General features: G+C 61.6%; 22 protein-coding genes and 3 pseudogenes. 19 read left to right on the top strand and 6 right to left on the bottom strand.

The features are described 5' to 3' along the window. The first annotated feature begins 65 nt into the window (after nt 1-65). Complete coding sequence (locus tag PSO31014_RS21725; RefSeq protein WP_150553517.1) at nt 66-1,490, top strand: hypothetical protein; 1,425 nt, start codon at nt 66-68, stop codon at nt 1,488-1,490. 559 nt (nt 1,491-2,049) lie between these two features. Here the strand turns inward: PSO31014_RS21725 and PSO31014_RS21720 are convergent. Continuing rightward, nucleotides 2,050-3,032: pseudogene (locus PSO31014_RS21720) on the bottom strand (IS3 family transposase); the annotation flags it as partial. A 350-nt stretch (nt 3,033-3,382) separates the two neighbouring features. On the opposite strand from PSO31014_RS21720, the gene PSO31014_RS21715 reads away from it, so the two are divergent. The 8 genes from PSO31014_RS21715 to PSO31014_RS21680 all read left to right on the top strand — a co-directional run bounded on the left by PSO31014_RS21715 (nt 3,383) and on the right by PSO31014_RS21680 (nt 11,451). Next, nucleotides 3,383-4,396, top strand: coding sequence for a permease (locus PSO31014_RS21715; RefSeq protein ID WP_246176975.1), 1,014 nt, complete (start codon nt 3,383-3,385; stop codon nt 4,394-4,396). 24 nt (nt 4,397-4,420) lie between these two features. After that, nucleotides 4,421-4,654, top strand: coding sequence for a thioredoxin family protein (locus PSO31014_RS21710; RefSeq protein WP_150553514.1), 234 nt, complete (start codon nt 4,421-4,423; stop codon nt 4,652-4,654). A 42-nt stretch (nt 4,655-4,696) separates the two neighbouring features. Continuing rightward, complete coding sequence (locus PSO31014_RS21705) at nt 4,697-5,089, top strand: OsmC family protein (protein ID WP_150553513.1); 393 nt, start codon at nt 4,697-4,699, stop codon at nt 5,087-5,089. A gap of 7 nt (nt 5,090-5,096) precedes the next feature. Continuing rightward, the gene (locus PSO31014_RS21700; protein WP_150553512.1) at nt 5,097-6,380 is read left to right on the top strand and encodes a hypothetical protein; all 1,284 of its coding nucleotides are present in this window, start codon (nt 5,097-5,099) and stop codon (nt 6,378-6,380) included. 9 nt (nt 6,381-6,389) lie between these two features. Beyond that, on the top strand, nt 6,390-6,806 hold the full coding sequence (locus PSO31014_RS22790; RefSeq protein ID WP_246176974.1) for a class II glutamine amidotransferase: 417 nt from the start codon (nt 6,390-6,392) through the stop codon (nt 6,804-6,806). Nucleotides 6,807-7,293: 487 nt separating this feature from the next. Beyond that, nucleotides 7,294-8,478, top strand: coding sequence for a thiolase family protein (locus PSO31014_RS21690; RefSeq protein WP_150553511.1), 1,185 nt, complete (start codon nt 7,294-7,296; stop codon nt 8,476-8,478). An 11-nt stretch (nt 8,479-8,489) separates the two neighbouring features. Further along, a complete protein-coding gene (locus PSO31014_RS21685; RefSeq protein ID WP_150553510.1) occupies nt 8,490-8,723 on the top strand; it encodes a DUF2789 domain-containing protein in 234 nt (77 codons plus the stop codon). Nucleotides 8,724-9,060: 337 nt separating this feature from the next. Continuing rightward, a complete protein-coding gene (locus PSO31014_RS21680) occupies nt 9,061-11,451 on the top strand; it encodes a heavy metal translocating P-type ATPase (RefSeq protein ID WP_150553509.1) in 2,391 nt (796 codons plus the stop codon). 20 nt (nt 11,452-11,471) lie between these two features. Here PSO31014_RS21680 and PSO31014_RS22980 read toward each other — a convergent pair. Next, nucleotides 11,472-12,154, bottom strand: a pseudogene (locus PSO31014_RS22980) (IS30 family transposase). Nucleotides 12,155-12,206: 52 nt separating this feature from the next. Here PSO31014_RS22980 and PSO31014_RS21670 point away from each other — a divergent pair. Further along, a pseudogene (locus tag PSO31014_RS21670) lies at nt 12,207-13,388 on the top strand (YadA family autotransporter adhesin); the annotation flags it as partial. 59 nt (nt 13,389-13,447) lie between these two features. Next, nucleotides 13,448-14,263 carry an OmpA family protein gene (locus tag PSO31014_RS21665; protein ID WP_150553507.1) on the top strand — a complete coding sequence of 272 codons (816 nt, stop codon included), beginning with the start codon at nt 13,448-13,450 and terminating at the stop codon, nt 14,261-14,263. A 112-nt stretch (nt 14,264-14,375) separates the two neighbouring features. On the opposite strand, the gene PSO31014_RS21660 is transcribed toward PSO31014_RS21665, so the two are convergent. The 3 genes from PSO31014_RS21660 to PSO31014_RS21650 form a co-directional block, all read right to left on the bottom strand. Further along, nucleotides 14,376-15,500: a M14 family metallopeptidase gene (locus tag PSO31014_RS21660; RefSeq protein ID WP_150553506.1), complete on the bottom strand. Its 1,125-nt coding sequence runs from the start codon at nt 15,498-15,500 to the stop codon at nt 14,376-14,378. Nucleotides 15,501-15,506: 6 nt separating this feature from the next. Then, a complete protein-coding gene (locus PSO31014_RS21655; RefSeq protein WP_150553505.1) occupies nt 15,507-16,697 on the bottom strand; it encodes a M20 aminoacylase family protein in 1,191 nt (396 codons plus the stop codon). A 156-nt stretch (nt 16,698-16,853) separates the two neighbouring features. After that, nucleotides 16,854-18,179 (bottom strand): MFS transporter, encoded by a 1,326-nt coding sequence (locus PSO31014_RS21650; RefSeq protein WP_150553504.1) that lies wholly within the window; start codon nt 18,177-18,179, stop codon nt 16,854-16,856. A 187-nt stretch (nt 18,180-18,366) separates the two neighbouring features. On the opposite strand from PSO31014_RS21650, the gene PSO31014_RS21645 reads away from it, so the two are divergent. Continuing rightward, the gene (locus PSO31014_RS21645) at nt 18,367-19,221 is read left to right on the top strand and encodes a LysR family transcriptional regulator (protein ID WP_246176971.1); all 855 of its coding nucleotides are present in this window, start codon (nt 18,367-18,369) and stop codon (nt 19,219-19,221) included. 76 nt (nt 19,222-19,297) lie between these two features. Here PSO31014_RS21645 and PSO31014_RS21640 read toward each other — a convergent pair whose 3' ends face one another. Further along, entirely contained in the window at nt 19,298-20,002 is a 705-nt protein-coding gene (locus PSO31014_RS21640) for an SDR family oxidoreductase (RefSeq protein WP_150553502.1), read from the bottom strand. Nucleotides 20,003-20,302: 300 nt separating this feature from the next. On the opposite strand from PSO31014_RS21640, the gene PSO31014_RS21635 reads away from it, so the two are divergent. The 7 genes from PSO31014_RS21635 to uraD all read left to right on the top strand — a co-directional run bounded on the left by PSO31014_RS21635 (nt 20,303) and on the right by uraD (nt 26,300). Next, nucleotides 20,303-20,917, top strand: a complete 615-nt coding sequence (locus PSO31014_RS21635) for an LON peptidase substrate-binding domain-containing protein (protein WP_174976618.1) — start codon at nt 20,303-20,305, stop codon at nt 20,915-20,917. A gap of 148 nt (nt 20,918-21,065) precedes the next feature. Further along, on the top strand, nt 21,066-21,935 hold the full coding sequence (locus tag PSO31014_RS21630; RefSeq protein WP_150553500.1) for a ParB N-terminal domain-containing protein: 870 nt from the start codon (nt 21,066-21,068) through the stop codon (nt 21,933-21,935). A 2-nt stretch (nt 21,936-21,937) separates the two neighbouring features. After that, nucleotides 21,938-22,609 carry a GntR family transcriptional regulator gene (locus PSO31014_RS21625; protein WP_246176970.1) on the top strand — a complete coding sequence of 224 codons (672 nt, stop codon included), beginning with the start codon at nt 21,938-21,940 and terminating at the stop codon, nt 22,607-22,609. 249 nt (nt 22,610-22,858) lie between these two features. After that, a complete protein-coding gene (tadA, locus tag PSO31014_RS21620; protein ID WP_150553499.1) occupies nt 22,859-23,401 on the top strand; it encodes a tRNA adenosine(34) deaminase TadA in 543 nt (180 codons plus the stop codon). Further along, entirely contained in the window at nt 23,398-24,330 is a 933-nt protein-coding gene (gene ldcA, locus PSO31014_RS21615) for a muramoyltetrapeptide carboxypeptidase (protein WP_150553498.1), read from the top strand. The genes tadA and ldcA overlap by 4 nt, the downstream gene beginning before the upstream one ends. Nucleotides 24,331-24,687: 357 nt before the next feature. Further along, nucleotides 24,688-25,632: an allantoinase PuuE gene (gene puuE, locus PSO31014_RS21610; protein ID WP_150553497.1), complete on the top strand. Its 945-nt coding sequence runs from the start codon at nt 24,688-24,690 to the stop codon at nt 25,630-25,632. Between the two features lie 146 nt (nt 25,633-25,778). Next, nucleotides 25,779-26,300: a 2-oxo-4-hydroxy-4-carboxy-5-ureidoimidazoline decarboxylase gene (uraD, locus tag PSO31014_RS21605; protein ID WP_425494900.1), complete on the top strand. Its 522-nt coding sequence runs from the start codon at nt 25,779-25,781 to the stop codon at nt 26,298-26,300. Nucleotides 26,301-26,478 lie beyond the last annotated feature (178 nt).

Genomic DNA, 26,478 nt, shown 5'->3' with positions numbered 1-26,478 from the left:
GGGGTTTTCGGTTTGCGAGGCATCGTCACTCCTTGGCGACATGTTATGCCTCAAACACGAAATTAATGACAGCCCCCCTTGACGGGAACGTTAACGCCACGCTTGAAAGTCTCCTACAGCGCCTTGATGATATTGATTTTGAGGCAGGACTGGGTATCTATGACAAGCTGAGGCAAGTCTTCGAAAAGGTTTGTCGTGATGTCTTGTTCTTGCGTTCTTATCTGGCCGACGGGCAAATTATCAATGGTGTGCTCGGGTCTGGAAAAGGTACCAACGCGGTATCCTTCAGCGACCGTGAGCAACCTGGAAGGGTTATTCCTCAACCAGATCGAATGGAAGATTCCGACGAAGCGTATTCTGCGAAGCTGGAAGAGTGGTTGACCGGCGAATCTGGAACACGAGGGCGTGCACGTTCGGCCTTCTGGCAGGCCTTCCTTCATTCCCCTATCGTTGAAGAATATCAGGTCGTCGAGTTGCTTCCCGGAGGCGGGGAGCGGTGCGAGACGCACCGACTACGCCAAGCCCATTGCTTCATCTTGAGAAAACTCGAATCTGAGACAAATTCGAATCGGATGTGCGGCATTCTGGAACTTACTCGTCAGTGCTCTAATGGGGCTCCGGACGAGTTGACCGAGATACTGATGCGTTTCGCACGCAATCCGGGATCGAGTTCCCACATGTCGGCTATCGCCTTCTGTCTTGGTGATCTCGCAAATTGGGGCAACCTTCGGGTGCGCGCTTACCTCACGGCCGGCATGAGTGCCGCGACACCATTGGCCGTATATACACGGATAGCCTTGCTGCGGATTTTCGTTCGTACGGAGGGGATAGCCCGAATTAATCGAAGGCCACCAACGGAAGCCTTTTCCGATGTGCTTGAACGCTTAACCCGTGGGCTTGGGCTAGAGGCCAAGCTGATAACGGAAATTTTCTTGGCCAGCCAGTTCTGCGATCAGCGGATCGCGACCGTCATGAAGCCGTTTGAGAAGGACTATGCCAATCTGCAAACTGACATCGTTGCGCTAGTCCGCAGTTTGGCTCCAGCAGAAGAGGCCGCACGCATCTCCGAGATGGTGCGCCGTCTGGCCGATGCCCACGATTACGCCGGTATCTGCCTTTATCTTTACGATGAGCTGAAGGACAGCAACTTGGGGGTTCAAGTCAAAGACTTGATCGTGATGACCTGCGATGGAATTATTCAGACAGCTCATCATGATCAATCACGTAGACATCGATGTGGCTGCTTCTTGCGGCTCGACCGCTACCAGGAGGCTCTTGGCTTGGCCGATAACCTCGCTCGATCAAATCCCGACAATCCTGATTTCCAGATACTTCTGGCCCAGGTGATGACTTCCTTGCCGGAGTGCCGTGATGCTGCCCGGAGTCTCGCTGGGGACATCAAGCGCCGATACAGACTGAGCGATACCCAACTGGCAGCGATCGAAGCAGTGAGCTCAGCCAGCAACGGTAACGCGGAAAATGCAACCTAATGGTTACTTTGCCCTGCGCGGTTTTCGACGGACAATACTGTTCCAGTCGTGGGAAAGTTGTTGTGACTGGATGGTCTCGACACTGCCGAGACCATCGAACGGTGCATACGTTGTGTGCCGAATTGAACAGGTCACGCTCAATGATAGCGGTGGTTGCAAGATTCCAATGCCCCAAAAATCGCACCACCAGTGCGAGAAACGGACACCAAGATAAAAATTTTTCTGAACATGGTATTTTTCATGGCATCGAACTTTCTAACCACGATGAAACCCGCTCCAGACAAGGATATCAGCCAACTATCAACAATCGAGTGGGAGTAAAACTCCCGCTAAATCAATGAATTAGATCGCCGGCGAGGTCGCCTGAATCGTTGATGTTACGGTAATGCGTGACCGGGGTACCGGTTCAGTTCGTCCGCTGTCTAGGCTCAAATTTGGACAGAATTTGGACAAGAAACGGCTTGGCGATTGCCAGGCCGCTTTCCATTTTAGAGCTTGTAGCGATGCAGCAGCGCGGGCGGAAATGATGACCTCCCCCCGCTTAACCGAGCACCTTGACCTAGAGATTTCCGGCGTCAAGGTGTGCGAGTCGGAACTCGCCCGGAGTCAAATCGCCTAGCGAGCTATGCGGTCTGAAGTCGTTGTAGTCCTGTCGCCAGCCCTCGATCTTTTCACGAGCGTCGTCCAATGACAGGAACCAATGCACGTTCAGGCATTCATCCCGGAAACTGCCATTGAACGACTCGATGAACGGATTTTGCGTGGGTTTGCCTGGCCGATAGAAATCCAAGGTTACGCCATTTTCATACGCCCAGTGATCTAGCGCATGCAAAATGAATTCGCTTCCGTTATCGACCTGTATGCGTTTCGGTGTACCGCGCAGCGCTTTCAGATGCCCCATCGTGGCCACCACATCTACCGCCTTCAAGGCGTAATCGACAGTGATCGCCAAGCTCTCCCGACTAAAATTATCGACCACAGTTAAGGCTCGGATTTTCTGCCCGTTGAACAGCTGATCGGCCACGAAATCCATGCTCCAACAGGCATTCACGGTAGAGATTTCAGGGCGCTCCATGTGACGTGCTGCGGCAACACGACGGCGTGGTCGCGTACACCGCAGATTCAGCCCTTCCTCGCAGTAGATCCGGTACGTCTTCTTGTGATTGATCAGCCAGCCTTCGCGTCGCAGCAGGACATGAATGCGCTCCGCGCCAGAACGTATTCGCGTCTGGGCGATCTCCCGGATACGCCGCCGCTCAGCACGGTCATCGCGCGGGTGAGGTTGATAAAAATACGTGGCCTGACGCAATTGCAGCACCGCCGTCGCGCGCCGAATGCTCACCCGATACGCCTGCATCAAAAAGTCAGCCAGCTCGCGCTTACGGGCCGGCTTCACAGCTTTTTTTGCACCACCTCCTGCAGCATCTGCTTGTCCAGACTGAGGTCGGCCACCATGCGCTTGAACCGTGCGTTTTCCTCTTCCAGCTGTTTCAGCCGCCGCAGCTCGGAAACGCCGAGGTCGCCGTACTTTTTCTTCCAGTTAATGGGATGGACTGCCCGTCAGGGCTTCAAATTTGCCAGAAATCTCTAGTTTCAGGTGCTACCGTTTTTTGGGGGGAGGTCAGCCGGATACTCGCAACTGGCGGCTTGGACGGCAAATGCTGCGATCAAGTGGCATTTGAGGGCGCAGTTGACCCAATCCTGCCAGGTGACGCTGGATCCGCAAGGGCAAGTGTGGCGTTTTGTGCCGCGCACCTGAATCTTGCCGCTGCACGCCTGCATCTTTTTGACCGCAGTTGCGTCTTCTTGACCGACAGGCTTGACTTGATGACCTAGAAGAGCACACTGCTGCCATGAACACCACTGCATCCCCCGGGCCCCAGGCTACGCCCTTGATCCGTTGGCTGGCGGGCCTGGCCCTGGTGACCCCCGTTTGGTTTTGGGCCTACGAACACCTCACGGACTTCGCCGACACGGTCTTGAGCCTGACCGGGCTGACACGCCAGAGCGCCCTGGGCGAGGCCCTGCATTTCTTCTTTTTTGACACGCCCAAGGTCTTGCTCCTGTTGACGGGCATCGTGTTCGTCATGGGCATCGTGCAGACCTTCTTTTCGCCGGAGCGCACCCGCGCCTTGCTGGCGGGCAAGCGAACGGGGGTCGGCAATGTGCTGGCGGCCCTGTTGGGCATCGTCACCCCGTTCTGTTCATGCTCGGCCGTGCCCTTGTTCATTGGCTTGCTCTCGGCGGGCGTGCCGCTGGGCATCACCTTCTCGTTCCTGATCTCTGCGCCCATGGTCAACGAGGTGGCCCTGGCGCTCTTGTTCGGCATGTTCGGCTGGAAGGTGGCGGGGCTTTACCTGGGAATGGGCTTGCTGGTGGCCATCGTCTCAGGCCTGGTGATTGGTCGCCTGCACATGGAAAACCACCTGGAGGACTGGGTGCAGGCCATCGCACGAGGCGAAGCCGTTCACGTGCAGGAAGAACGCCTGAACTGGGTGCAACGTTTCGAGGCGGGCTGGGGGCACGTGCGCGAGATTGTGGGCAAGGTCTGGCCCTATGTGATCGTGGGCATCGCGCTGGGCGCTGGCATCCACGGCTATGTGCCTGAAGATTTCATGGCCTCCATCATGGGGCGCGAGGCCTGGTGGTCGGTGCCGGCCGCGGTCTTGCTGGGCGTGCCCATGTACACGAACGCAGCGGGCGTCATCCCCATCGTCGAAGCGCTGATCGGTAAGGGGGCTGCACTGGGCACCGTGCTGGCCTTCATGATGAGCGTGATCGCTTTGTCCGCGCCTGAAATGATCATTTTGCGCAAGGCCCTCAAGCCTCGCCTGATTGCCACTTTCGCGGGCATCGTCGCCTTTGGCATCTTGCTGGTGGGCTATGTATTCAACCTGGTTCTGTGAACCGCCATCCTCAAGGACAACACCATGAAAGATATCAAGGTTCTGGGCTCCGGCTGTGCGAACTGCAAGACCACCATCGCGCTGATCGAACAAATCGCCCAGGAAAAGGGCGTGGAGGTCAAGATGGAAAAGGTGCAGGACATGCAGGCCATCATCGGCTACGGCGTCATGTCCACCCCAGGCGTGGTCATCGATGGCAAGGTGGTGCATGCCGGTGGTGTGCCCAGCCGCGAGAAGATTGCGCAGTGGTTCGCATGAGTCCCCCCGGCCACGAACAAGCTCACGTTTGACGTGGTGTCGATGCAGCTGAGTGCGCATGCCAGTCAGGCGCAGTGCAAGCAAGTCACCATTTCACTGGACACCGACTCGGCTGGCAACCCCCAGGCTTTCAACCCGACAGAGTTGTTGCTGGCAGTTGTGTCCGCTTGCATGCTCAAGAGCATCGAGCGGGTCATGCCCACCCTGAAGTTTGAACGGTGGGGTGTTGAGGTGCGTGTGCACGGTGTGCGTCAGGACGTGCCGCCCAGAATGGAATCGATCACCTACGAGATCGTGGTCGATACAGATGAGCCCGATCGCAGGCTGGCCTTGCTGCACGAAAACGTGAAGAAGTACGGAACGGCGTTCAACGTCGTGGCACCGGGCACCGAACTGTCGGGTGAGTTGCGCCGCAAAGACCCGACCACGACATGAGCGTCGAATGATGAACACTGTTGCGCTGCCCCTGACCACCGCCGAAGCCCTCAACCTGGGCTGCTATTGCCGCACGCTCAGCGCCGAGAAGTTGCAGCGCCAACTGGAGACAGACGCCAGCTTAGCGGGCATGGCGCAAGACATCGCGCGCACACGCCCGCATCTGTTTTCGTCCACCGTGGTCTTTCTGGCCCAGTCGGTTGTGGACCAGATGCGGCTGGCGGTGCAGGTGCTGGAGCGCGTCATGGCGCTACCGGCTTACCAGGCCCAGGCGCTGGCGCGTGCACCAGCCATCGCCCGGCATGAGTTCGGCCCCCTGGGCATGTTCATGGGCTATGACTTCCACCTGGACGCACAAGGGCCCAGGCTCATCGAGATCAACACCAATGCCGGTGGCGCCTTGCTCAATGCATCGCTGGCCCGCGCCCAGCAATCTTGCTGCGAAGCCATGAACTGGGCGCTCAAGCCTGACCCCACGCTGGCCGGTCTGGAAGACGCATTCTTTGAAATGTTCACCCGCGAATGGCGCCGCCAGCGGGGCGACGCACCCATGGACCTGGTGGCCATTGTGGACGATGATCCCGCTGCCCAGTACCTGGCGCCCGAGTTCGAGTTGTGCCGCCAGATGCTGCGACAACGCGGCCTGGACGCCCGCATCGTGGCACCCGAAGCCCTTGAATGGCGTGGCGGCCAATTGCTGGTTGATGGCAACTCGGTCAGCATGGTCTACAACCGGCTTACCGATTTCTACTTGGCCGAGCCAGCGCACGGCGCCTTGAAAAGCGCCTACGAAGCGGGTGCCGTGGTGATGAGCCCGCACCCGCGTGCTCACGCCTTGCACGCAGAGAAGCGCAACCTGGTCGCCCTCAGCGATGCCACGTTGCTGGCATCCTGGGGCGTGAGTGAAGCTGATCGTGCGCTGCTGGCTGCGGTGGTGCCCCAAACCGTGCAGGTCCCGCCGGATCGGTCTGATGAACTCTGGGCGCAGCGCCGCCAGTGGTTCTTCAAGCCCGAATCAGGCTACGGCGGAAAGGCCGTCTACCGAGGCGACAAGCTGACCCGCCGCGTCTGGAAGGACATCACCGAGGGCGGCTTCGTGGCGCAGGCGATGGTGCCGCCCAGCGAGCGCCTGATCGAGCTGGACGGCGTGCAGAGCGACCTCAAGTTCGACATTCGGGCCTACGCTTACGCGGGGCTGGTGCAACTCCTGGCCGCACGCATGTACACGGGGCAGACGACCAACTTCCGCACGCCAGGTGGTGGGTTTGCACCTGTCGTCATCGTTCCTTAGGAAAAAGCCATGTGTGAACGCCTGGCCATGTCCAGTTCGCGACCAAGCCACCTGACGTTTTCACTTCAGGCCTTGACCCGGCACTCGCTGCATGGCAGCCGAGATGGATGGGGCGCGGCGTTCTACGCGGGGCGCGATGTGGCACTGTTTCGCGAGCCTGCTCCCGCCAGTGGCAGTGCCGTGGTCGATTTTTTGCAAAGCCAGGGGCCCAGCACGACGCTGGCCATCTCGCACATCCGGCACGCGACGATGGAAGAAGTGGCGCTGGCCAACACTCAGCCGTTTGTGCGGGAGATGGTAGTGCAGCCACGAACTGTGGGCCACGACCGAGGTGCCTACGCTGGATGCGCGGATGAGTGTGATCTCGGCCTTTGCAAGCGCGCTGCGTTAGCTTGGGCCTGCCAATTTCTTCTACGCGGACAGTGAGGTTCTGTTTGCCCATGGTGACCGTCGGCTGCAGGCGGTGGACGGGCGCACGCGATCGCCTTGACCGATGGAGCCTGGAGAGCCTTTGCTGAAGGGGAGGTGTTGGCCATATCCCTGGGCACAGTGCTCAAATCGATCATGCCAACGTCTGTACCGGCACATCCCCTGGTTTTGGCCGTGGTGGGTCATGGCGAGGCCGTGCAGCGCATGCAAAAGCGCGTGCAATGCGCCGCGCATGCTATGGGAAGGGCGCTGACGCTGGACACCTCCAATTCTTTGGATGCGTATGGCTTGCGATATGAGGACGCGCCAGCCCTGGTCCATCTACGTTGATGCAGTACCCCGATTTGTTCGGCGAGCGAGATGTCTATGTCGCCGGCCCGCCCGTGATGCTGCGAGAGGTGACCCGAGTGTTGGAGACGGCGCGCGTCGATAGTGCCCGCATCCGCATCGATTCTTTTGGTGTTTGACTACTCAAGGAGTGAACATGAGCCAAGCTGAAGTTGTGATTTGCAACCCCGTGCGCACCGCCATCGGTACCTATGGTGGGGCCCTCAAGGATGTAGCGGCCCCTGATCTCGGCGCAGTCGTTATCCGGGAGAGCCTCAAACGCTCGGGCCTACCCGCCGACAAGATCGAGTCGCTCATCATGGGCAATGTCATCCAGGCGGGCGTGAAAATGAACCCTGCTCGACAAGCAGGCATCGGTGCTGCTCTGCCCGTCGAGGTACCTGCGATGACCGTGAACCGGGTCTGTGGCTCCGGTGCCCAGGCCATTGTCAGTGCGGCACTGGAGATCTGGTCTGGCATGAGCCAGATCACCATGGCAGGCGGTATGGAAAACATGGACCGTGCACCCTACTTGCTGCCGCAGGGCCGTTGGGGCGCGCGCATGGGCGACGCCACACTGTTCGACAGCATGTTGTACGACGGCCTGAATGATGCCTTCAGCGGCAAGCATTCCGGCTGGCACACTGAAGACCTGGTGGCGCTCAAAAACATAAGCCGGGAAGACCAGGACCGTTGGGCCTTACGCTCTCAGCAGCGGTTCTCGGCAGCGCAAGCCAATGGCAAGTTCGATGCCGAGATCGTGACCGTTGAGGTGCCTGGCCGCAAGGGCCCCACGCTGTTTGACCGTGACGAACACAACCGCCCAGAGACCACCGCCGAGTCCCTGGCCAAGCTCAAGCCCGCTTTCCGCAAGGAAGGCACCATCACGGCGGGCAACGCGCCGGGCCTCAACACCGGGGCTGCGGCCATGATCGTGGCCGAGCGGAACTGGGCCGAAAGCCATGGCTTGAAGCCCGTGGCGCGCCTGGTGAGTTACGGCGTGGGCGCGGTGGCGCCCGGTATGTTCGGCCTGGGGCCCGTGCCTGCCGTACGCCAAGCGCTGAGCCGAGCCGAGTGGGCGGTTGCGGACGTCCAGCGCGTCGAAATCAACGAGGCCTTTGCCGCCATTGCCCTGGCTTGCCTGCGCGAGCTGGGCCTGCCCGAGGACATCGTCAACGTCGAGGGGGGCGCCATCGCTCACGGCCACCCGATTGGTGCCAGCGGCGCGGTGCTCACCACCCGCCTGCTGCATTCGATGAAGCGTGATGGCCTCAAGCGTGGCGTGGTGACTTTGTGCATCGGCGGTGGTCAAGGTATCGCACTGGCACTTGAAGTGATCTAAGGAGCTTGAGCATGGAGTCGCCCATTCATCATCTGTCGGATCTGTTTGCTCAGTTGCGGCTGCCGTCGGATGCGGGCGCCATAGATGCCTTCATCCGCACGCACAGGCCCTTGCCTGGGGGCGTTGCTTTGCCCGAAGCCCCATTTTGGACGCCCAGTCAAGCGCAGTTCTTGCGTGAAGCGATGCAAGAGGGCGCCGACTGGTGCGAAAGGGTGGACCAGTTGGCTGCAATCCTGAGCGCGTGATTCACACAGGTGCACAAGCGCCTCGGAGCAACGCGTGCCAGATCTGCTGGGTGCAATCAGAAGGTCTGGCATGCATCCTTTCGCGCCTTCGTGTGTCTTCTTGACTGACATCCACTTTCACCGGAGAACAGTCATGTGCATGGGGTACGCCAAACACATCGCCGTTTGGGCTTGCGAAACAGAACTGAATCGCCGCTTGGACGTTCTGAGCGCATTGGGGGGAAGCCTTGCTTGAGCAAGATGCAGAGCCCGTCAAACCGACTGATCACCGCCCGCGTGCGTCATACTCGGTCGCAACGGATGTGGGCACGAAGGACCAAAACACACGGGAAATGGGATGACCGACAAACTCTCGCTGCAGTTGGCGCTCGTCTTGCCCGGCGTGCCGGACGAACGGGATGCCTGTATTCAGCGATTGACCGATGTGTTGCAGGCGCAAGGGCTGGAGAAGGTGCATGTGACCCAGCAGGATAGCAAGCCCCTCCTGTGCCTTCACTACGACCCTACGACCGTCAGTCCGCCTCGGGTGCGGGACATGGCGCAGGCAGCCGGCGCCCAACTCAGCGCGAGGTATCAGCATGAGCTGATGCGCATCGACGGCATGGACTGCGCTACCTGCGCAACCGTGATCGAGCACGCCTTGCAGCGTCTGGAAGGCGTCGAGGAAGCCGCCGTCAGTTACGCGACCGAGAACATGCGTCTGGAGTACGACACCCAGCGCGTGTCTCGGCAAGCCATCGTGCAGCGCCTCCAGTCACTGGGGTACAGCGTGCGGGAGCCTGAGCACGACGAAACTTGGTTTGAGCGATACCGGGAGTTGATCGTCTGCGCCATCGCTGGCACGCTGCTGCTGGCCGGATGGCTTGTGGGCATACGGCGGGGCGGGGTCGTCCCACTCGTGTCTGCCGGGTTGATGGGCACATCGATGGTGATTGGCGGTTACTACGCCATGCGCGACGCCTGGCAAAGCATCCGAGAGCGGGTGCTGGACATTGATGTGCTAATGATCGTGGCGGCCATGGGCGCGGCGGCGTTGGGTCAATGGGCGGAAGGGGCGCTGCTGCTGGTGCTGTTCAGCCTGGGCCATGCCTTGGAGCACCTGGCCATGGACCGCGCCCGCCATGCCATGGAGGCACTGGCCAACCTGGCGCCCAAGACGGCCCTGGTTTTGCGTGATGGCATAGAGCTGGAGCTGCCCGTCGAAGACCTGCAGCGGGGTGACCAGGTGCTGGTCAAGCCCGGCCAGCGCATCGCGGCAGACGGCAAAGTGCTGGAAGGCATCTCGGCCGTCAATCAGGCGGCCATCACCGGCGAGTCTATGCCGGTGGACAAGGTGGTCGATTCCCTGGTGTTTGCCGGAACGGTGAACGGTGAGGGTTTGCTGCGCGTCGAGGTGACCAAGCTGGCCAAGGACAGCTCACTGGCGCGCATGGTGCACATGGTGGCCGAGGCGCAAACCGAGAAGTCGCCGACCCAGCGCTTCGTCTCCCGGTTCGAGAAGATCTTTGTGCCGATGGTCCTGATGGGGGGGGCGGCACTGATCGTGATCCCGCCCTTGCTGGGCATGCCCTTCGCCGAATCGTTCTACAGAGCCATGGCCGTGCTGGTGGCCGCCTCGCCTTGTGCCCTGGCCATTGCCACACCTTCGGCCGTGCTGGCTGGTGTGGCCCGAGCTGCACGAGGCGGTGTGCTGATCAAGGGCGGCATGCACCTGGAGAACCTGCGCACCTTGTCGGTCATGGCGTTTGACAAGACTGGCACGATCACGACGGGCAAACCCAGCGTCACCGATGTGATCGCGCTCGATGGCAGCCAAGCTGATTTGCTGACCCTGGCCGCGAGCATCGAAAGCCGCAGCGGGCATCCGTTGGCTCAGGCTGTGGTGCAGGCTGCGCGCTCACGGCAGTTGGCATGGCCGGAGGCCAGCGAGGTGCAATCCATCACCGGAAAAGGCATGCGCGCGATGGTGTCGGGTGGGCGGGTGAGCATCGGTAACCTGCGCTTGTTTGACGCCGACGGAGTGCCCGATTCCGTTCACCAGCAAGCGCTCGGCCTGGAAGCACTTGGCAAGACCACCATGCTGGTGCGACGTGAGGGCACCTTTGTGGGTTTGCTCGCTTTGGCGGACACCCCGCGCCCCGGCATGCGCGAGGTGTTCGCCCAGCTGGCATCCTTGGGCGTTCGCCAGACCGTCATGCTGACGGGGGACAACGAGCCGGTCGCCAAGGCCATTGCGGCATCCGTCGGCATCACCGATGTGCGCGCGGGCCTGTTGCCCGAGGACAAGCTCAAGGTCATCGACGACCTGATGCGTGACCACCAGCAAGTGGCCATGGTCGGGGACGGCGTGAATGACGCGCCCGCGATGGCGCGCGCCACCATCGGCATTGCCATGGGCGGCGCGGGCACTGACGTGGCGCTGGAAACCGCCGATGTGGCCCTGATGGGGGATGACCTGTCGAGGCTACCGTTTGCGATTGCCCTGAGCCGTGCCTCGCACAGCATCATCCAACAAAATCTCTGGGCGGCATTTGGGGTCGTGGCGCTGCTCATCCCAGCCACGTTGTTTGGACGGGCGAGCATGGGTGTGGCCGTGTTGATTCACGAGGGTGCCACGGTCTTGGTGGTGCTCAATGCCTTGCGCCTCTTGCGTTTCACGGACCCAAAAGTTGGACGGCCGGGCCAAACAGGCTCACAGGGCGGTCTCAAGAGTCAAGTGCAACGTTGAGCTAATCCGGCCGTTCCCAATTACTTGGCCATTGCTTCCTCGGGCGTGTCCCAGCCGAGCGTCTGACGCGGGCGTCCATTGAGCAATTTGGCAATGTCGTTGAGCTGGGGCTGGCTGACGTTTGAGAGATCCATGCCCTTTGGCAAGAACTGACGCAGCAAGCCGTTGGTGTTCTCGTTGCTGCCGCGCTGCCAGGGCGCGCACGGATCGGCAAACCAGATATCGAGATTCAACCGGTTGGTCAGTTCGACATGACAGGTCATTTCCGTGCCCCGATCGTACGTCAGGCTCTCACGCAGAAATGCCGGCAGCTTCTTCATCTGACGTGTGAACGCTCGCCGCGCGGATGAGCATAGATCGCGGCGTAAATCGTTTCGTGGCTGATGCTATGGTCGGGGTCGTCGGGGTACATCCGACGAAGTCTGGCAGCAATCTGCTGCCGCGACCAGCGCCAGTAGACCCGCCGGTTATGTATGTGCTGATAAAGCTGGCTGCCGGACATCAACCTTCGCCGACGCACGCAGTGTTCACGCCGCGTCCGGTATGCACAGGCCGCGCGCGTGGCGTCATAGTGGGCCGACGCCGCCTCGCAGTTGCGCTTGAGTTCCCGTGTCACCTTTGAAGTCGCACTCGTGTCCTTCGTATGTTCAATCATGATTACCGCGCATTCCTCCGCGCTCAAATGCCTGTAGTTCTTCTTCATCGCAACACCCTACATCCTTCGCGGTGTTGCACTTGACACTGGAGACTATGCTGTCTCGTCGACCTCGACTGACGCGGTGAACGGTAGTCAGCTTTATGCCGTGGAGAATACGGTGAACAACGCCGTGAACGGCGGCGGTATCAAATATTTCCATGCGAATTCCACGGCGCCGGATTCCGCGGCGGTGGGCACCGATAGCGTTGCGGTTGGCCCGTCGGCCGTTGCAAACGGCAATACCTCAATCGCTCAGGGGGCCGGAGCAGTGGCGGGCGTGAGCGGCGATTCGACCGTGGCTAACGATGTCGCGATCGGCACCAGCGCAACCGCCACGGGCGGGAGTTCGCTTGCGATCGGTTCGGGCGCTAGCGTTTCGACATCCGGGGGTGTCGCCTTAGGCGCCGGATCCGTCGCCACGCGTTCGGCCGGAACGTACGTGGATCCGATCACCGGAACCAGCTTTGCGACGCTTTACGGCGCGGTATCGGTCGGCACGCTCGGTGGCCTGCGTCAGATTACGAACGTCGCCCCAGGCACACAACCGACCGATGCGGTGAACTTGTCCCAGCTCGAGGGCGCCATCGGCTTGATGAGTACGACGCTCAGCAATGAGATTTCGAATTCGACAGGGGCTCCGGTCTCAAGCGGGGGATCGGTCTCGAACGGTAATGAGTGGGTCGCGGGTAATCCAGTCACGTACACCGCGCCGACGGCCAGCGGTACGGGGTCGACCGCTGTGGGCAGCGGGAGCGTTGCCTCCGGCAACGGAAGCACGGCGATTGGCGACGGCGCAAACGCAAGCGGTGCGAATTCGGTGGCGCTGGGCGCAAATTCGGTCGCAGATGCGCCGAATACGGTATCGGTGGGCTCACCCGGCAACGAACGCACCATTAGCAACGTGGCGCCGGGTGTGAACGGCACCGACGCCGTCAACCTTAATCAGTTGAACGCAGGCGTGGCGCAAGCGAACCAGTACACGGATCAGCAGGTTAACAACCTGAGGCGTGATCTGAACGCAGGCGTCGCCGCAGCGATGGCGGTGGCCGGCTTGCCGCAACCGACGGCGCCGGGCAAGAGCATGGTCTCGGTCGCGGCGTCGACGTGGCAAGGTCAGCAAGGTATCGCGGTCGGTCTGTCGACAATCTCGGAGAACGGCAGATGGGTCTACAAGGGCTCGTTGACGACCAGCACCCGAGGCGGCACGGGGGCCGCAATTGGCGCGGGCTTCCAATGGTAAGGACACGGCGCGGTTGTGTGCCGCAAGGCACTGTCGCCCCTATTTGATGGTGAATACTGATGAAATTTAGCAAGTTTGGCGCAATTGTCGGTATCGGCGCTTGCCTGGCGGGTTGTGGCACCGTGCCAACGACCGGCCCGGATGGGGGCGTTGCATTCCCCGACCGAGACCGCGCATGGCTGAAAGAAGGGACTTTTGTCAACGTCGAAAATCTGCGGCAGATGGCTCCCGGGTTGAATAAGACGCAAGTTTACGCACTCCTGAAAGAGCCGCACTTCGATGAAGGCGTGATTGGCGTGCGCGTGTGGAACTACATCTTTGACTTCCGGACGGGACACGGAAACGACTTCATCTCCTGCCAGTACCAAGTCCAGTACGATGAAAATCGGTTGGTCAAGGCGACGTATTGGAAGGAACCGGAATGCGAGAAGTATGTGAATCCAACCCCTGTGGCGGCTGCGACGCCGGCGCCGGTCAAGCGGATCACGCTCGATGCGTCGTTGCTGTTCGGATTCAACAAATTCGCGCTCAGCGATTTGCGGCCGGAAGGTCGCGCCAAACTTGACAGCATTGCGGCCTCGCTTAGCGATAACGTGGCGAACGGTGAGCGAATCAAGGTCGCGGGATACACCGACCGAATTGGATCGGAAGCCTACAACCAGCAATTGTCGCTTCATCGAGCCCAGACCGTTCGCGACTATTTCGCCAGCCGAGGCATCGATGCCCGTCGGATTGATGCCATCGGTATGGGAAGTGCGAATCCGGTGTCTGCGGGATGTCCCGACGGACGTTCGACGGCCGCCTTGCAATGCCTCGCAGTTGACCGCCGAGTGACAATCGAAACGGTGCCCGTGGTCGCCAATCAATCGCATTGATCGACTACAGCACTTCTGCGTGCGCGAAAGAGGCTTAACGTTTCGTATGCTGGAAGATGCCGTTCAGTCAGCGCACTGAACGGCATTTTTACTTCGGGGAGGCTGGTGCATTTCACTGGTTGGAGCTGGCCCGCCTCGGACCCTGGTCGACAGCGCCGCGCCCCAACCCCGTTACGGCTTGCAGGATTGCCACACGCGCCTGGCCCAGAATCTGCCCTTGCCAAATCGGGTCCTCGAAGCAGAACGCCGCGCGCACCGCAGCTCGAATCGCCGCCGCCTGCGCCGCCGGCGCGTCCGGATGCTGGCGCAGCCAGGCATCCGCCCGCAGCATGTGCAGCATGTCGATGAGCGGTACCGTGCCAAATTCGATGGCCATGGCGGTCACTTGCGCATCCGGACAAGCAAACCGCAACGTGTCGAGCAATGGCCCGCCAACGTTGGATGCCACCGTCGTGCCGTCGACCGGGCTGGCCAAATCGGCGCCCCACCAGGCGCGCGCGCGCCTGAGTTCGGCAGTGTCGACGCGTCCCACGCTGATCTTCTCTCCATGACCGGGTGGACCGAGCCCAGTATGAAAGTCGATCCACCCCACCGCGTCGCACGCCTGCGCATGGTCGTGAATTAGCGCGCCCATCAGTCGGGTGCTCGCCACCGGAGCACGCCCGCCGTAGAACAACCCATCTGCAAATCGATATTGCCCAAGGGTCAGCGCCCGCTGATACGCGGGTTCACCGTGCGCGGCGATATGGTGCGTGATCGCCGCGACATTGTCGTCAGACGGCGGCCACGTCGGTGGCACCAGCAAGGCGTGCAGATCGGCATAGGCATCGTTGGCCGGCAGCGGTTGCGTGAAGTCGATGCTGTTGCGGTTCAAGTCCACGTTGTCCTCGTTGGTTCGCGACAGCCACGAGAAGCCGTAAGGATTGATGGCATGCACGACAAGGATCGCCACATCAGCCACCGCCAGGCGTGCCTGTAGCCCTGCATCGCCCAGCAGTGCTATTTGCGCCGCACTGCCGCAAAAGCCCTCCACGCCATGGGTGCCCGACGTCAGGATCAATAGCCGACGGGTGCGCGGTGCCCCGAGCCGCACAACGTCGGTCGCCAGTTCCTCGCCTTCACGCCCCGCGATGCCGGGAATGAGATGGCTCGTTACGGCGACCCCGGCGGCCCGCGCAGCGGCGGCAAAGCGCGCGCGTGCCTGGGCATAGGTCGCGGAAAAGAACTCGTTGGCCATGATGCGTTACGCGACCAGGAAGGCTTCAGCCAGACGAACCCAATATGTGGCGCCCAGCGTCAGCACGTCGTCGTTGAAGTCATAGCTCGTGTTGTGCAGCATGCACGGGCCGAGCCCGTGTCCGTGTGCGCGGTGATCGCCCAGTCCGTTGCCGATATACGCGTAGCACCCCGGACGCTCCTGCAGGAAGAATGAAAAGTCCTCCGCCCCCATGGTCGGGTCGATCGGGTAGACAACGTGGTCGCGCCCGACGATCTCTCGCATGACATCGACGGCGAACTGCGTTTCGGTCGCCGTGTTGACGGTCGGCGGGTAATTGCGCACGAATGTGAATTCCGCCGTACAGCCGTAGGCGGCAGCCGTGGATGTGCAGAACTCGCGCATGCGAGTCTCCACCAGATCGAGCACGTCGATGGAGAACGTACGCACGGTGCCGGCCAGCGTGGCGGTGTTGGGGATAACGTTGATCGCTTCACCCGCCTGCATCTGTGTGATGGACAGCACGGCAGCATCGATCGGTCGCTTGTTGCGCGTCATGATGCTCTGCAGGCCGGTACCGATCTGCATGGCCGTCAAGACAGGGTCAATGCCATCGTGCGGCATGGCGGCGTGCGCCCCCGTCCCCTTGACGACGATCCGGAACTCATTGCTCGACGCCTGCGTCGCACCCACGCGCGCACCGAAACTGCCGGCGGCGAGTCCCGGCCAGTTGTGCAGCGCGAACACCGCGTCGACCGGGAATCGCTCGAACAGGCCGTCCTGAAGCATGGCCTTGGCGCCGCCGCCGCCTTCTTCCGCGGGCTGGAAGATGAACACGATGGTGCCGTCGAACGTGCGATGCATGGCAAGGTGCTGCGCAGCGCCCAGTAGCATGGCGGTATGTCCATCGTGACCGCACGCATGCATCTTGCCGGCATATTGCGAGGCGTGGGCGAAGCTGTTGAGTTCCTGGATGGGCAGGGCATCCATGTCGGCACGCAAACCGATGGTCTTCTTGCCGGTGCCGTTGCGCAACACGCCGACGACCCCGGTCTTGCCGAGGCCGCGGGTGACCTCGATACCCCAGGATTCGAGCAGACGCGCAACGATGTCGGACGTTCGCGCTTCCTCGTAACGCAGTTCCGGGTGGGCGTGGAGGTCGCGGCGAATGGCCTGCAACTCGGTGGTGCGTTCAGCGATTTCGGGAATGATGGACATGTAAGTGGGTTCTCCATGGAGGCCCCGATGGCGCCGCCGCCGGCGATCGTCAAGAAAGCCGGGGCGCGACATTGGCCATGGGGCGTGTTGTGGGAGTGAAGTGAGTTAGACATGCGCGAGACGATGTCCCGCGCATGGGGAGCGATGCGCGAATCGTTACTGCAGCGGCATGCGCGAGCGGTCTTGCAGCATCAGGATCGTGATGAGGCCCACCGCCGCGCCGAACATTCCGTAGTACACGACAGCGAGCTTGTCCCCCGTCCAACTGATGAGAAGCGTGGCAATGGCGCCGGCGAAGCCGCCGAAGATCATGACCGCGAAGTTGTAGCCAATCGCCATCGACGTGGCGCGTACCCGCGACGGGAAGAGTTCACAGACGAAGGCGCAATACGAGCCCTGGAACAGGCCCAGCGAGAGCATCAGGCAGCACTGCACGAAGATCAGCATCGGCAGGGTCGGTGTGTGACTCACGGCCAGGAACAGCGGATACGTGATGACCAGGCTGATCACGCCGGACGCTACCATCGGCTTCTTGCGGCCGATGACATCTGAAATCCGGCCCGATGCAAACGTACCCACGATGTACGCGACGGCTGCGCACAACGACGCGATCACGCTGCTCTTGAACGGAATGCCCAGCGATTTCGTGGCGTAACTCGGCATGTAGTAATAAAAGATGTACGTGCCAATGGTGCCGTACACCGTCAGGCCGAAGCCGGCCAGCACCTGTCGCCAGTGTGTGGTCACCGATTCGATGAAAGGCGAGCGACGGGGCTCGGCATGCTGGGTGGCGTGCTTGAACACCGGGGATTCGTCCAGGCGCGAGCGCACATACAGGCCGACCGGCACGATCAGCAGGCCGATCGCGAAGGGAATGCGCCATCCGAATGCGTCGATCTGCTCCGGTGTCAGGGTTTGCGTGATGCCCACCGATACAATGGCCCCGAGCAACATGCTGCAGGCCTGCGCGATCATCTGGAAGCTGCCGTACACGCCGCGTCGTTCGACAGGGGCATGCTCGACCAGGAAGGCGGTGGCGCTGCCCACTTCGCCGCCGGCGGAAAAGCCTTGCAGGAAACGGCCGATCAACATCAGTACCGGTGCGGCCATGCCGATTGACGCATAGGTTGGCGCAAAGGCGATGACGGCGACACCGACCGCCATGACGGAGATGGTCAGCAGCAGGGCCGACTTGCGGCCATGCCTGTCGGCGACGTTACCCAAAACAATGCCGCCCAGCGGCCGCGTGAGGAACCCCACGCCAAACGTCGTCCAGGTGGCGAGCAAGGCGGCGGTCGGGTTATCGCTGGGAAAGAACTGGCGGGCGATGTTGGCCGCGAAAAACGTGAAGACCGTGAAATCGAACCATTCGAGCGCATTGCCTATCGTAGATACCGCAATGACGCCTACGTCGATACGTTTGCCCGATCGTTCCGGGGCTGTCGGGGTAGCGGCGCTGTCGCGCTCAACTGAAACTTCCATGGAGAGGCTCCTGTTTCGAAGTTTGACCGTGGCAAGCCGGATTTACTTGCTCCGGCTGATTCTGCTTGTGTAAAAAAAGCAATAAAAGCTAGAATTTGTGATCCGTCATCGCAAATATTTTGATGAATTCGCGGTCGACGGGATCTCGACACGACCTGCGAGGAAACCCGTGAGCAACCTGCGATTCATGCGCACTTTCATAGCGGTGGCGCGGTACGGCTCGTTCGCTTCGGCGGCCGAACGTCTGGCGATGACGCAGTCGGCGGTGAGCATGCAAATGCGCGCGCTGGAAGAGGAGTTCGGTCACGCAATATTCCATCGGGTGGGGCGTTCGATTGCACTCAACGCCATGGGTCGCGCGTTGCTGCCGCACGCGCAGTTGTTGCTGGCGCAATACCAGAACATGCGCATATTGGCGTCCGGCATCGAGTCGCCCGTCGGCCCTGTCGCGATTGGTGCGATCGAGTCTGCGGTGAGCGCGTTGGCGCCCGCCGTGCTGCAGATCAAGCAGGCGCGCCCGGGCCTGGAGGTCTCGATCGTGACCGCGCGCTCGATGGAACTGACGGCCCAGCTAGACGCCGGTGATATTGACTGCGCGGTGCTGGTCGAGCCGCCGGGGCGTCGGCCCGCGGGGGTGCGCTGGACGCCCCTGTATCGCGAGCCTCTGGTGATGCTTGCCCCTTCCGGGATGAAGCAGGCGTTGAGCGCGCGGCTGCTGGCGACGGAACCCTTCCTGCGATTCGACCACACGCAACGCACGGGGGCGCTGATCGATCGCGCTTTGCGGCGTCAGCGCATCAAGGTCAACGAATTCCTGGAGTTGAGTTCCATCGAGGGCATTGTGGGGCTGGTGCGCCAGGGACTCGGCGTCACCGTCGTGCCGATGCTGCGCAACGCCACATGGGCGCAAGAAGACACCCTGCGCGTCGTCGCGCTGCCCGACGTGACCGAGCAACGTAGCATTGGTCTGCTGGCGCGTGCGCGCGACGACAAGACCGGTATTACGAGCGTCATTGCCCAGCAGGTCCTGGCACAGGCTTGAGATTGCGGGCGGGCCACGAGTCGCGTTGTCAAGGCAGCCATACCGATTTGATCCGGTGAAGGCAGGCGCGCGGCGCTCACACCGAGCGGGTCAGTCCGCCATCAACGCGAATGTTCTGGCCGGTGATGTACCCACCGCCGTCCGACGCGAGGAACGCCACGGTCGCGGCGATCTCTTCCGCCGTGCCGTAGCGCTGCATCGGCACGCTTTCACGGCGTGTCTCTTGCTGCGGCAGGCTGTCGATCCAGCCCGGCAGCACATTGTTCATTCGGACGTTGTCCTTCGCGTACTTGTCTGCAAACAGCTTCGTGAACGATGCCAGACCGGCGCGAAACACGGCTGACGTCGGGAACATTTCGCTGGGCTCGAATGCCCAGGCCGTCGAGATATTGATAATCGCGCCCGAACCTTGCTTCTGCATGATCGGTGTCACCAGCCGCGTCGGGCGTATCACGTTCATCAGATAGGTGTCCATGCCGCGATGCCAGTCGTCGTCGGAAATCTCCAGAATCGGCGCTCGCGGACCGTGACCTGCGCTGTTGACCAGCACATCGATACGTCCCCAGCGTTCGACGGCCAACTCGACCAGCGTCGCCAGCGCTTCGTTCGATTGATTCGACCCCGTCACGCCCACGCCACCCAGCTCGGTGGCCAGGGCCTCGCCCTTGCCCGACGACGACAGGATGCCGACTTTGAAACCCTCTGCCGCGAGACGCCGCGCCGCGGCAGCGCCCATGCCACTGCCGCCCGCCGTAATCAACGCCACTTTTTCCACTGTCATACCGATAACCTCCAGAGACGCCGGCATGCCCACAACGGCAGCCCGCATTACGATTCGCGTCTGAAAGCGTAACATCTCGGCGCATTCCCGATGACACACCGGCTCGCTACCAGGGAACCCGGTGTTACGTGGGCGGCCCGCTTGTCGAACCATTGTTCGATGAGGCGCCGGCAGCGTGCTCGGCCGCTGGGGATTGCGACAAACGGTCATCGCGTTGCGTCGCTTGCGGGCGGGGGGGGCGCTATGCGCCGTGGCAAGACAATGGCACATACCTCGAGTGACTTCGTGTCATCATATGGCATGGTCCAGATCCCACTCTTCCCGCTTGGCAACGCCCTGTTTCCTGCTGGGGTGTTGCATCTGCGCATCTTCGAGGTGCGCTATCTCGACATGATCAAGCGATGTCTCGCCGACGGCACCGAATTCGGTGTGGTCGTCCTGCGCAAGGGCAGCGAGGTGCGCTTGCCCGACGGCGTCGAGGAGCCCGCCATGATCGGTACGATGGCGCGCATCGACGACTGGCGCGCGACCATGCCGTCGCTACTCGAACTCGTGTGCCGCGGCACGACCAAGTTTCAGCTCGCGAGCGTCGAGCAGGGAAAGTACGGGCTGTGGACGGGCGAAGCGCAAATGCTGCCGGACGATGTCAACATCGCCATCCCCGACAACTTGCAGATCAGTGCCGACACACTGGGCAAGCTGATCGCCGGTTTGCAGCGCGACCCGGCACGGGCGGCAAAATTGCCGCTCGCACCGCCGTACCGTCTGGACGAGTGCGGGTGGGTCGCGGATCGATGGGCCGAATTATTGCCGCTGCCGCCGCACGAGAAAGAGGCCCTGCTGGGCATCATCGATCCGGCGGCGCGTCTGTTGCGCATTCAGGCGTTCCTGACCGATCACGGCGTGCTGTCCTGAGCGCAAACGGGCGGCGTCGGGCGCTCGTTTCGTCAAAGCCGGCCAGACAGGCGATAATGCCGCCTGCAACGACTTTCCAGGCCGACGTTCCGCGCCGTGCCGCAGCCAGCGGTGCTAGGGGGGGGCGGCGGCATCGTCACAGAAATCCATGACAGTCCAGATCAACGAAGAACTCAAGGCGTACATCGATCCGCTTACGTCTGATGAATATGCAGCGCTCGAACAGAGCCTGCTTGCCGAGGGATGTCGTGATGCCCTTGTGCTTTGGGGCGACGTGCTGGTCGACGGCCACAATCGCTACGCGATTTGCCGCAAGCACGACATCGAATTCCGTACCGTGCAGAACCTGTCATTCAGGTCCATGGACGACGTACGTCTGTGGATGATCGACAATCACCTGGGCCGGCGGAGCGTGTCTGATTACCAGCGCGGTGTGCTGGCGTTGCGCAAGAAGACCATTCTCGAGGCCCGGACGGGCGGCGAGACTCCGGCGCAAGCCGAGGCGCCGTCGGCCGCCTCACCGGGCGAGTCCACCGAGTCAGTGGGGGCCAATGGGCCGATCCCTGCGCATACGATGGCGCTCACGCGCGCGGCGTTGGCGCGTGCGGCGCGTTTGTCGAGCAATACGCTGGGGCAGATCGAACAGATCCACACGGCGGCGGCGCCGGAGCTGGTGGATGCCGTCAAGCGTGGTGAGGTGTCGATCAACGCCGCGGCGGCCGTCTCGACCTTGCCGCAGGCGGCACAGGTGGCGGCGGTGGTCGCTGGCAAGCAGGAGTTGCGTGAGCTGGCGCGTCAGGTGCGTGAGGCGCGTCCGGTCAAGCCACGCAAGAGGAAGGACGACGAGATCGCTGACGAAGACGACGGCACGCCGCCGTGGGATACCACTGCGGAGCCGACCGACGAACTCACGCGTCTGTCAAAGGAACTCAAAGCCATGACCGCCGAGCGCGATGCGCTCAAGAAGAAGGTAGCGCACCTGACTATTGCGCTGGCGGAGGCGCGAGCGGGCAAGTAAGTATGCGAACACCCAGACCCCAAGCCCTTCATGAGGCCATCCGCGACACGCTGCGAGACGAAATCTTGCGCGGCGTGCTCCCGGGTGGGTACCAACTGCGTCAGGAAGCCCTGGCCGAGCGCTTCAACGCAAGCCGGGTGCCGGTGCGCGAAGCGTTGCGGCAATTGGAAGCGGAGGGGTTGGTTACCCACCATCTGAACCGTGGCGCGACCGTGACGAGCATGAACCTCGAGCTATTGTGCGAGTTGCTCGACATTCGCGTTGCGCTCGAATGCCATGCCGCGAAGCTTGCCGTGCCCAACATGGCGGAGCGCGACTTCCAGGGGATGGAACAGATTCTGGCGGACTATTCGGCGTCCGAAGCCGTCTCGGAATGGGCCGAATACAACCGACGTTTCCATCTTGCGCTGTCGGCGCCCGCCAACAACCGCCGTTTGCGGATGCTCGTCGAAGCCTACTGCCTGAACACCGACCGCTACTCGCATCTGGCGATGTCGCAGGCGACCGGCAAAGAGAACCCGCAGCACGATCATTACGAAATTCTTGCGGCTTGCCGACGTCGCGACGTGGGGGCGGTCGTATCCCTGCTCGAGGCGCACATCCTCGCCACACGCAACGAAATCAAGGCCTTGGCGCGCGACGACGCCAGCTTCCTCTCGCACGCGGCCGTCTGAGTCGCCGCTCCGATCGAAGCAGATGGCACCTTAATTCGCGATTATTTGTGAATTCAAAGCATGAATTTTGCGCGTCTGCGGGGACGGCTTGCGTGCGTGGGAATCCGGCCTGTGTGGGGCGCTCGTGGGGTGTGTGACGTCGGCGGGGCGTGTGCGAGAATAGCGCATTGCCGATAGCGGCCAATTGCGCTGTGCGGGGCGCGTCCGAAACGGGGCGGGCGACGCGCGGCGGCTTTTCGTCAACGTTTCATGAATCGAGATTTACCCGCCACCGACGAGACCTACATGGGCCTGGCGCTGCAGCAGGCCCGCGCCGCGATGGTGCAGGGAGAGGTGCCGGTCGGCGCCGTCGTCGTTTGCGGCGGCCAGGTGATCGCCGTTGGGCATAACTGCCCGGTGGGCGGTCACGACCCGTCGGCGCATGCCGAAATGCAGGCGCTGCGCGCGGCGGCAAAGGCGCTGGGCAACTATCGTCTGCCGGAGTGCGAGCTGTATGTGACGCTCGAGCCATGCGTCATGTGCGCGGGTGCGATCATGCATGCGCGTGTGAAGCGCGTGGTGTATGGGGCTGCCGATCCCAAGACCGGGGCCTGCGGCAGCGTGGTCGACCTATTTGCGGAGCCTCGCCTCAATCATCATGCCGAAGTGCTAGGCGGTGTGATGCGCGACGAGTGCGTCGGTATTCTCCAGACCTTCTTCAGTGAGCGACGTGCCGCGGCGAAGGCGCGCCGCTTGTCGGCTGCCGAGGCGGCTGGCGAGACGCCAACTCCTACACCGGGATCTTCGAATTGATGCAGACCAGGCTTCTCGAACTGATCGCTCCTTCGGGCTATGCGCCCGACCTTGAGGTCGCCTCGCGCGGCATCGAGACGTTGGAACGACTCGGCTACACCGTCAGTAATCAGGGGGCGCTCGAGCGCCGGTATTTGCGCTTTGCGGGAACCGACGCCGAGCGCGTTGCCGAAATCAACCAATTGGCGGGGCGTGATCATCCCGTGCCCGAGGTCGTGCTCGCGGTGCGTGGTGGGTACGGTGCCGTGCATCTTCTCGAACAACTCGACTACGAAGGATTGCATCGCCGGTTGTCTGGTGCGCCGGTTGCCATCATGGGGCACAGCGACTTCACGGCGGTGCAACTGGCACTGTTGGCGCAGGCGCATCTCACCACGTTTGCCGGGCCGATGCTGCTGGCGGACTTCGGTGCCGATCCGTTGAGCGATTTCACCCTTACGCAGTTCCAATCCGTCCTGGGCTCGCGCAGTCATGCAGTTCAATGGCAAGGGGACGGCGCGAGCGGCGACATCGACGTATCCGGCACCTTGTGGGGCGGCAATCTGGCGATGGTCTGTAGCCTGATCGGCACGCGGTATCTGCCGCAGATCGATGGGGGCGTGCTGTTCGTCGAAGATGTGAACGAGCCGCCGTATCGCGTCGAGCGAATGCTGTACCAGTTGCATCAGTCGGGCATTCTGGGGCGTCAACGGGCGTTGGTGCTGGGGGACTTCTCGCAGTATCGCGTGACCGACTACGACAACGGTTACGACATGGCGGCCATGATCGAGAGTGTGCGCAAGGTGATTGGCATTCCGATCGTGACCGATATGCCGTTCGGTCATTGCCCCGACAAACTGACCTTGCCGGTGGGCGGGCAGGCCAGATTGGAGACGGCGGGATCGCAGGTGACGCTGACGCTTACGGGATATCCCTATCTGGCATCGTGATTGCCGACTGAAGACCGATGGAGCGATCGGCAAAGCAACAGAACAGTAAGAGGAAGCACGCCGGGTCGATACGACGGCCCGGCGTGCTTTTTTATTGATAGGTAATTTGCATGCGGTTAGCGTGTGTTGAGTGTTGCTTGGCAAGTGTTTCGGCGCAATTGCTGCTGCGCGGGTTTGGCAATCAGGAAGGGTGCGCGGGGGCGAGTGCGCCGAGGACGCGGATTACGGCGAGTCATGTCGTGGGGGCGACTATACGTTTAAACGCAGCCTGAATATCCGAATATGGCTATGTTTGCGCGGGGTGGATTTGGCTACACTGCTTCGATCGTTTCGCCATTCCCCGAATGCCAGGACATCATGGCCAGCCACATTACAAGTTCCAACGACTATCCGCGCGACCTGATCGGTTACGGCCGTCACATACCGTTTGCCGACTGGCCGGGGCGGGCGCGCATTGCCGTCCAGTTTGTTCTGAACTACGAAGAAGGCGGCGAGAACTGTGTATTGCACGGTGATCGCGCGTCCGAACAATTCCTGTCCGAGATCATTGGGGCGGCGGCATACGAAGCGCGCCACATGAGCATGGAGTCCATTTACGAATATGGATCGCGGGCGGGCGTGTGGCGCATCTTGCGTGAATTCGAGCGTCGCGGGCTGCCGCTGACCGTGTTTGGCGTGGCGATGGCCATGCAGCGTCACCCCGAGGTGACTGCGGCTTTTCAGGAATTGGGGCACGAGATCGCGTGTCACGGATGGCGCTGGATTCATTACCAGAACATGGACGAGGCGACCGAGCGCGAGCACATGCGCATCGCCGTCGACATCTTCAAGGCCATGACGGGTAGCGCGCCGCTTGGCTGGTACACCGGCCGTGACAGTCCGAATACGCGGCGTCTGGTGGTCGAGCAGGGCGGGTTCGTGTACGACTCCGACAACTATGGCGACGACCTGCCGTTCTGGACGCAGGTGCGGACCGGGGCGGGTGACGTCAAGCCGCACCTTGTCGTGCCTTACACCCTCGACTCCAACGACATGCGCTTCGCGGCACCGCAGGGCTTCAATACGGCGGATCACTTCTTCCATTACCTGCGCGATGCGTTTGACGTCTTGTATGCGGAAGGGGACGAGGCGCCGAAGATGTTGTCGGTGGGCATGCATTGTCGGTTGTTGGGTCGCCCGGGGCGATTTGCGGCGTTGCAGCGATTCCTCGATCACATCGAGAAACATGATCGTGTGTGGGTGTGTCGTCGTATCGACGTGGCACGTCACTGGCAGGCGCGCCATCCGTACGTGGCGGCGTGAGCGAGCAGATTTGCGTGAAGTGGCTACGCCTGGAACCGGCGTGGTCAAAGCCAGAAATTTAAATCCGACAGGCGTCATTGGGCTGTGCGAAATGCATGGCGGGGCGCCACCTTTGTTCTGCAGGAGAGCAGTCAATGAACGCCCCGTTGTCTATGACCCAACGTACCGTTGCCGAACTGTCGGCGTTGCCGCGTGCCGAGTTCGTTGCGGCGCTCGACGGCATCTTCGAGCATTCGCCGTGGGTGGCCGAAGCGGCTTGGGACGACCGTCCGTTTGCCAGTATCGACGCGTTGCAGGACGCCATGTGCCAGGCCGTCATTGATGCTGGCGAAGGCCCTCAGCTCGACCTCATTCGTGCTCACCCGGAATTGGCGGGCAAAGCGGCCGTACGTGGCGAACTGACGGCCGAGTCCACGCGTGAGCAGGCGGGGGCGGGGCTGGACCAGTGCAGTGCCGACGAATTTGCGCGACTGACTGAACTCAACGATGCGTACAAAGCCAAGTTTGGGTTCCCGTACATCTTGGCGGTGCGTGGACATACGCGTGCCAGCATCATCGAAAACTTCGCGGCGCGCGTTGCAAACAGCCGGGCGGACGAGATCGACGAATGCTTGCGACAGATCTTCCGTATCGCCGGATTCCGCTTGCAGGATCTGGTTCGCGACTGAGCCTTAGGCAGACTGGGCGGATAGTGTCGGCCCGAGCGGTTTCCGTCCGTTGTAACCCGATTCGTCCAGATTAAGACATTACCGAGTATCAAGGAGTTGGTATGGCCCTCGCCCCGCAAGACCCGAACGCACCGGAATTTGTGCGCCGTTACGTCAACTTGGCTGATCCGCGCCTGGG

This window comes from Pandoraea soli, assembly GCF_902459595.1.
In the GTDB taxonomy this organism is placed as follows: domain Bacteria; phylum Pseudomonadota; class Gammaproteobacteria; order Burkholderiales; family Burkholderiaceae; genus Pandoraea; species Pandoraea cepalis.
The sequence above is the reverse complement of the archived record's forward strand: the minus strand, read 5'-3'. Positions and strand labels throughout refer to the sequence as shown.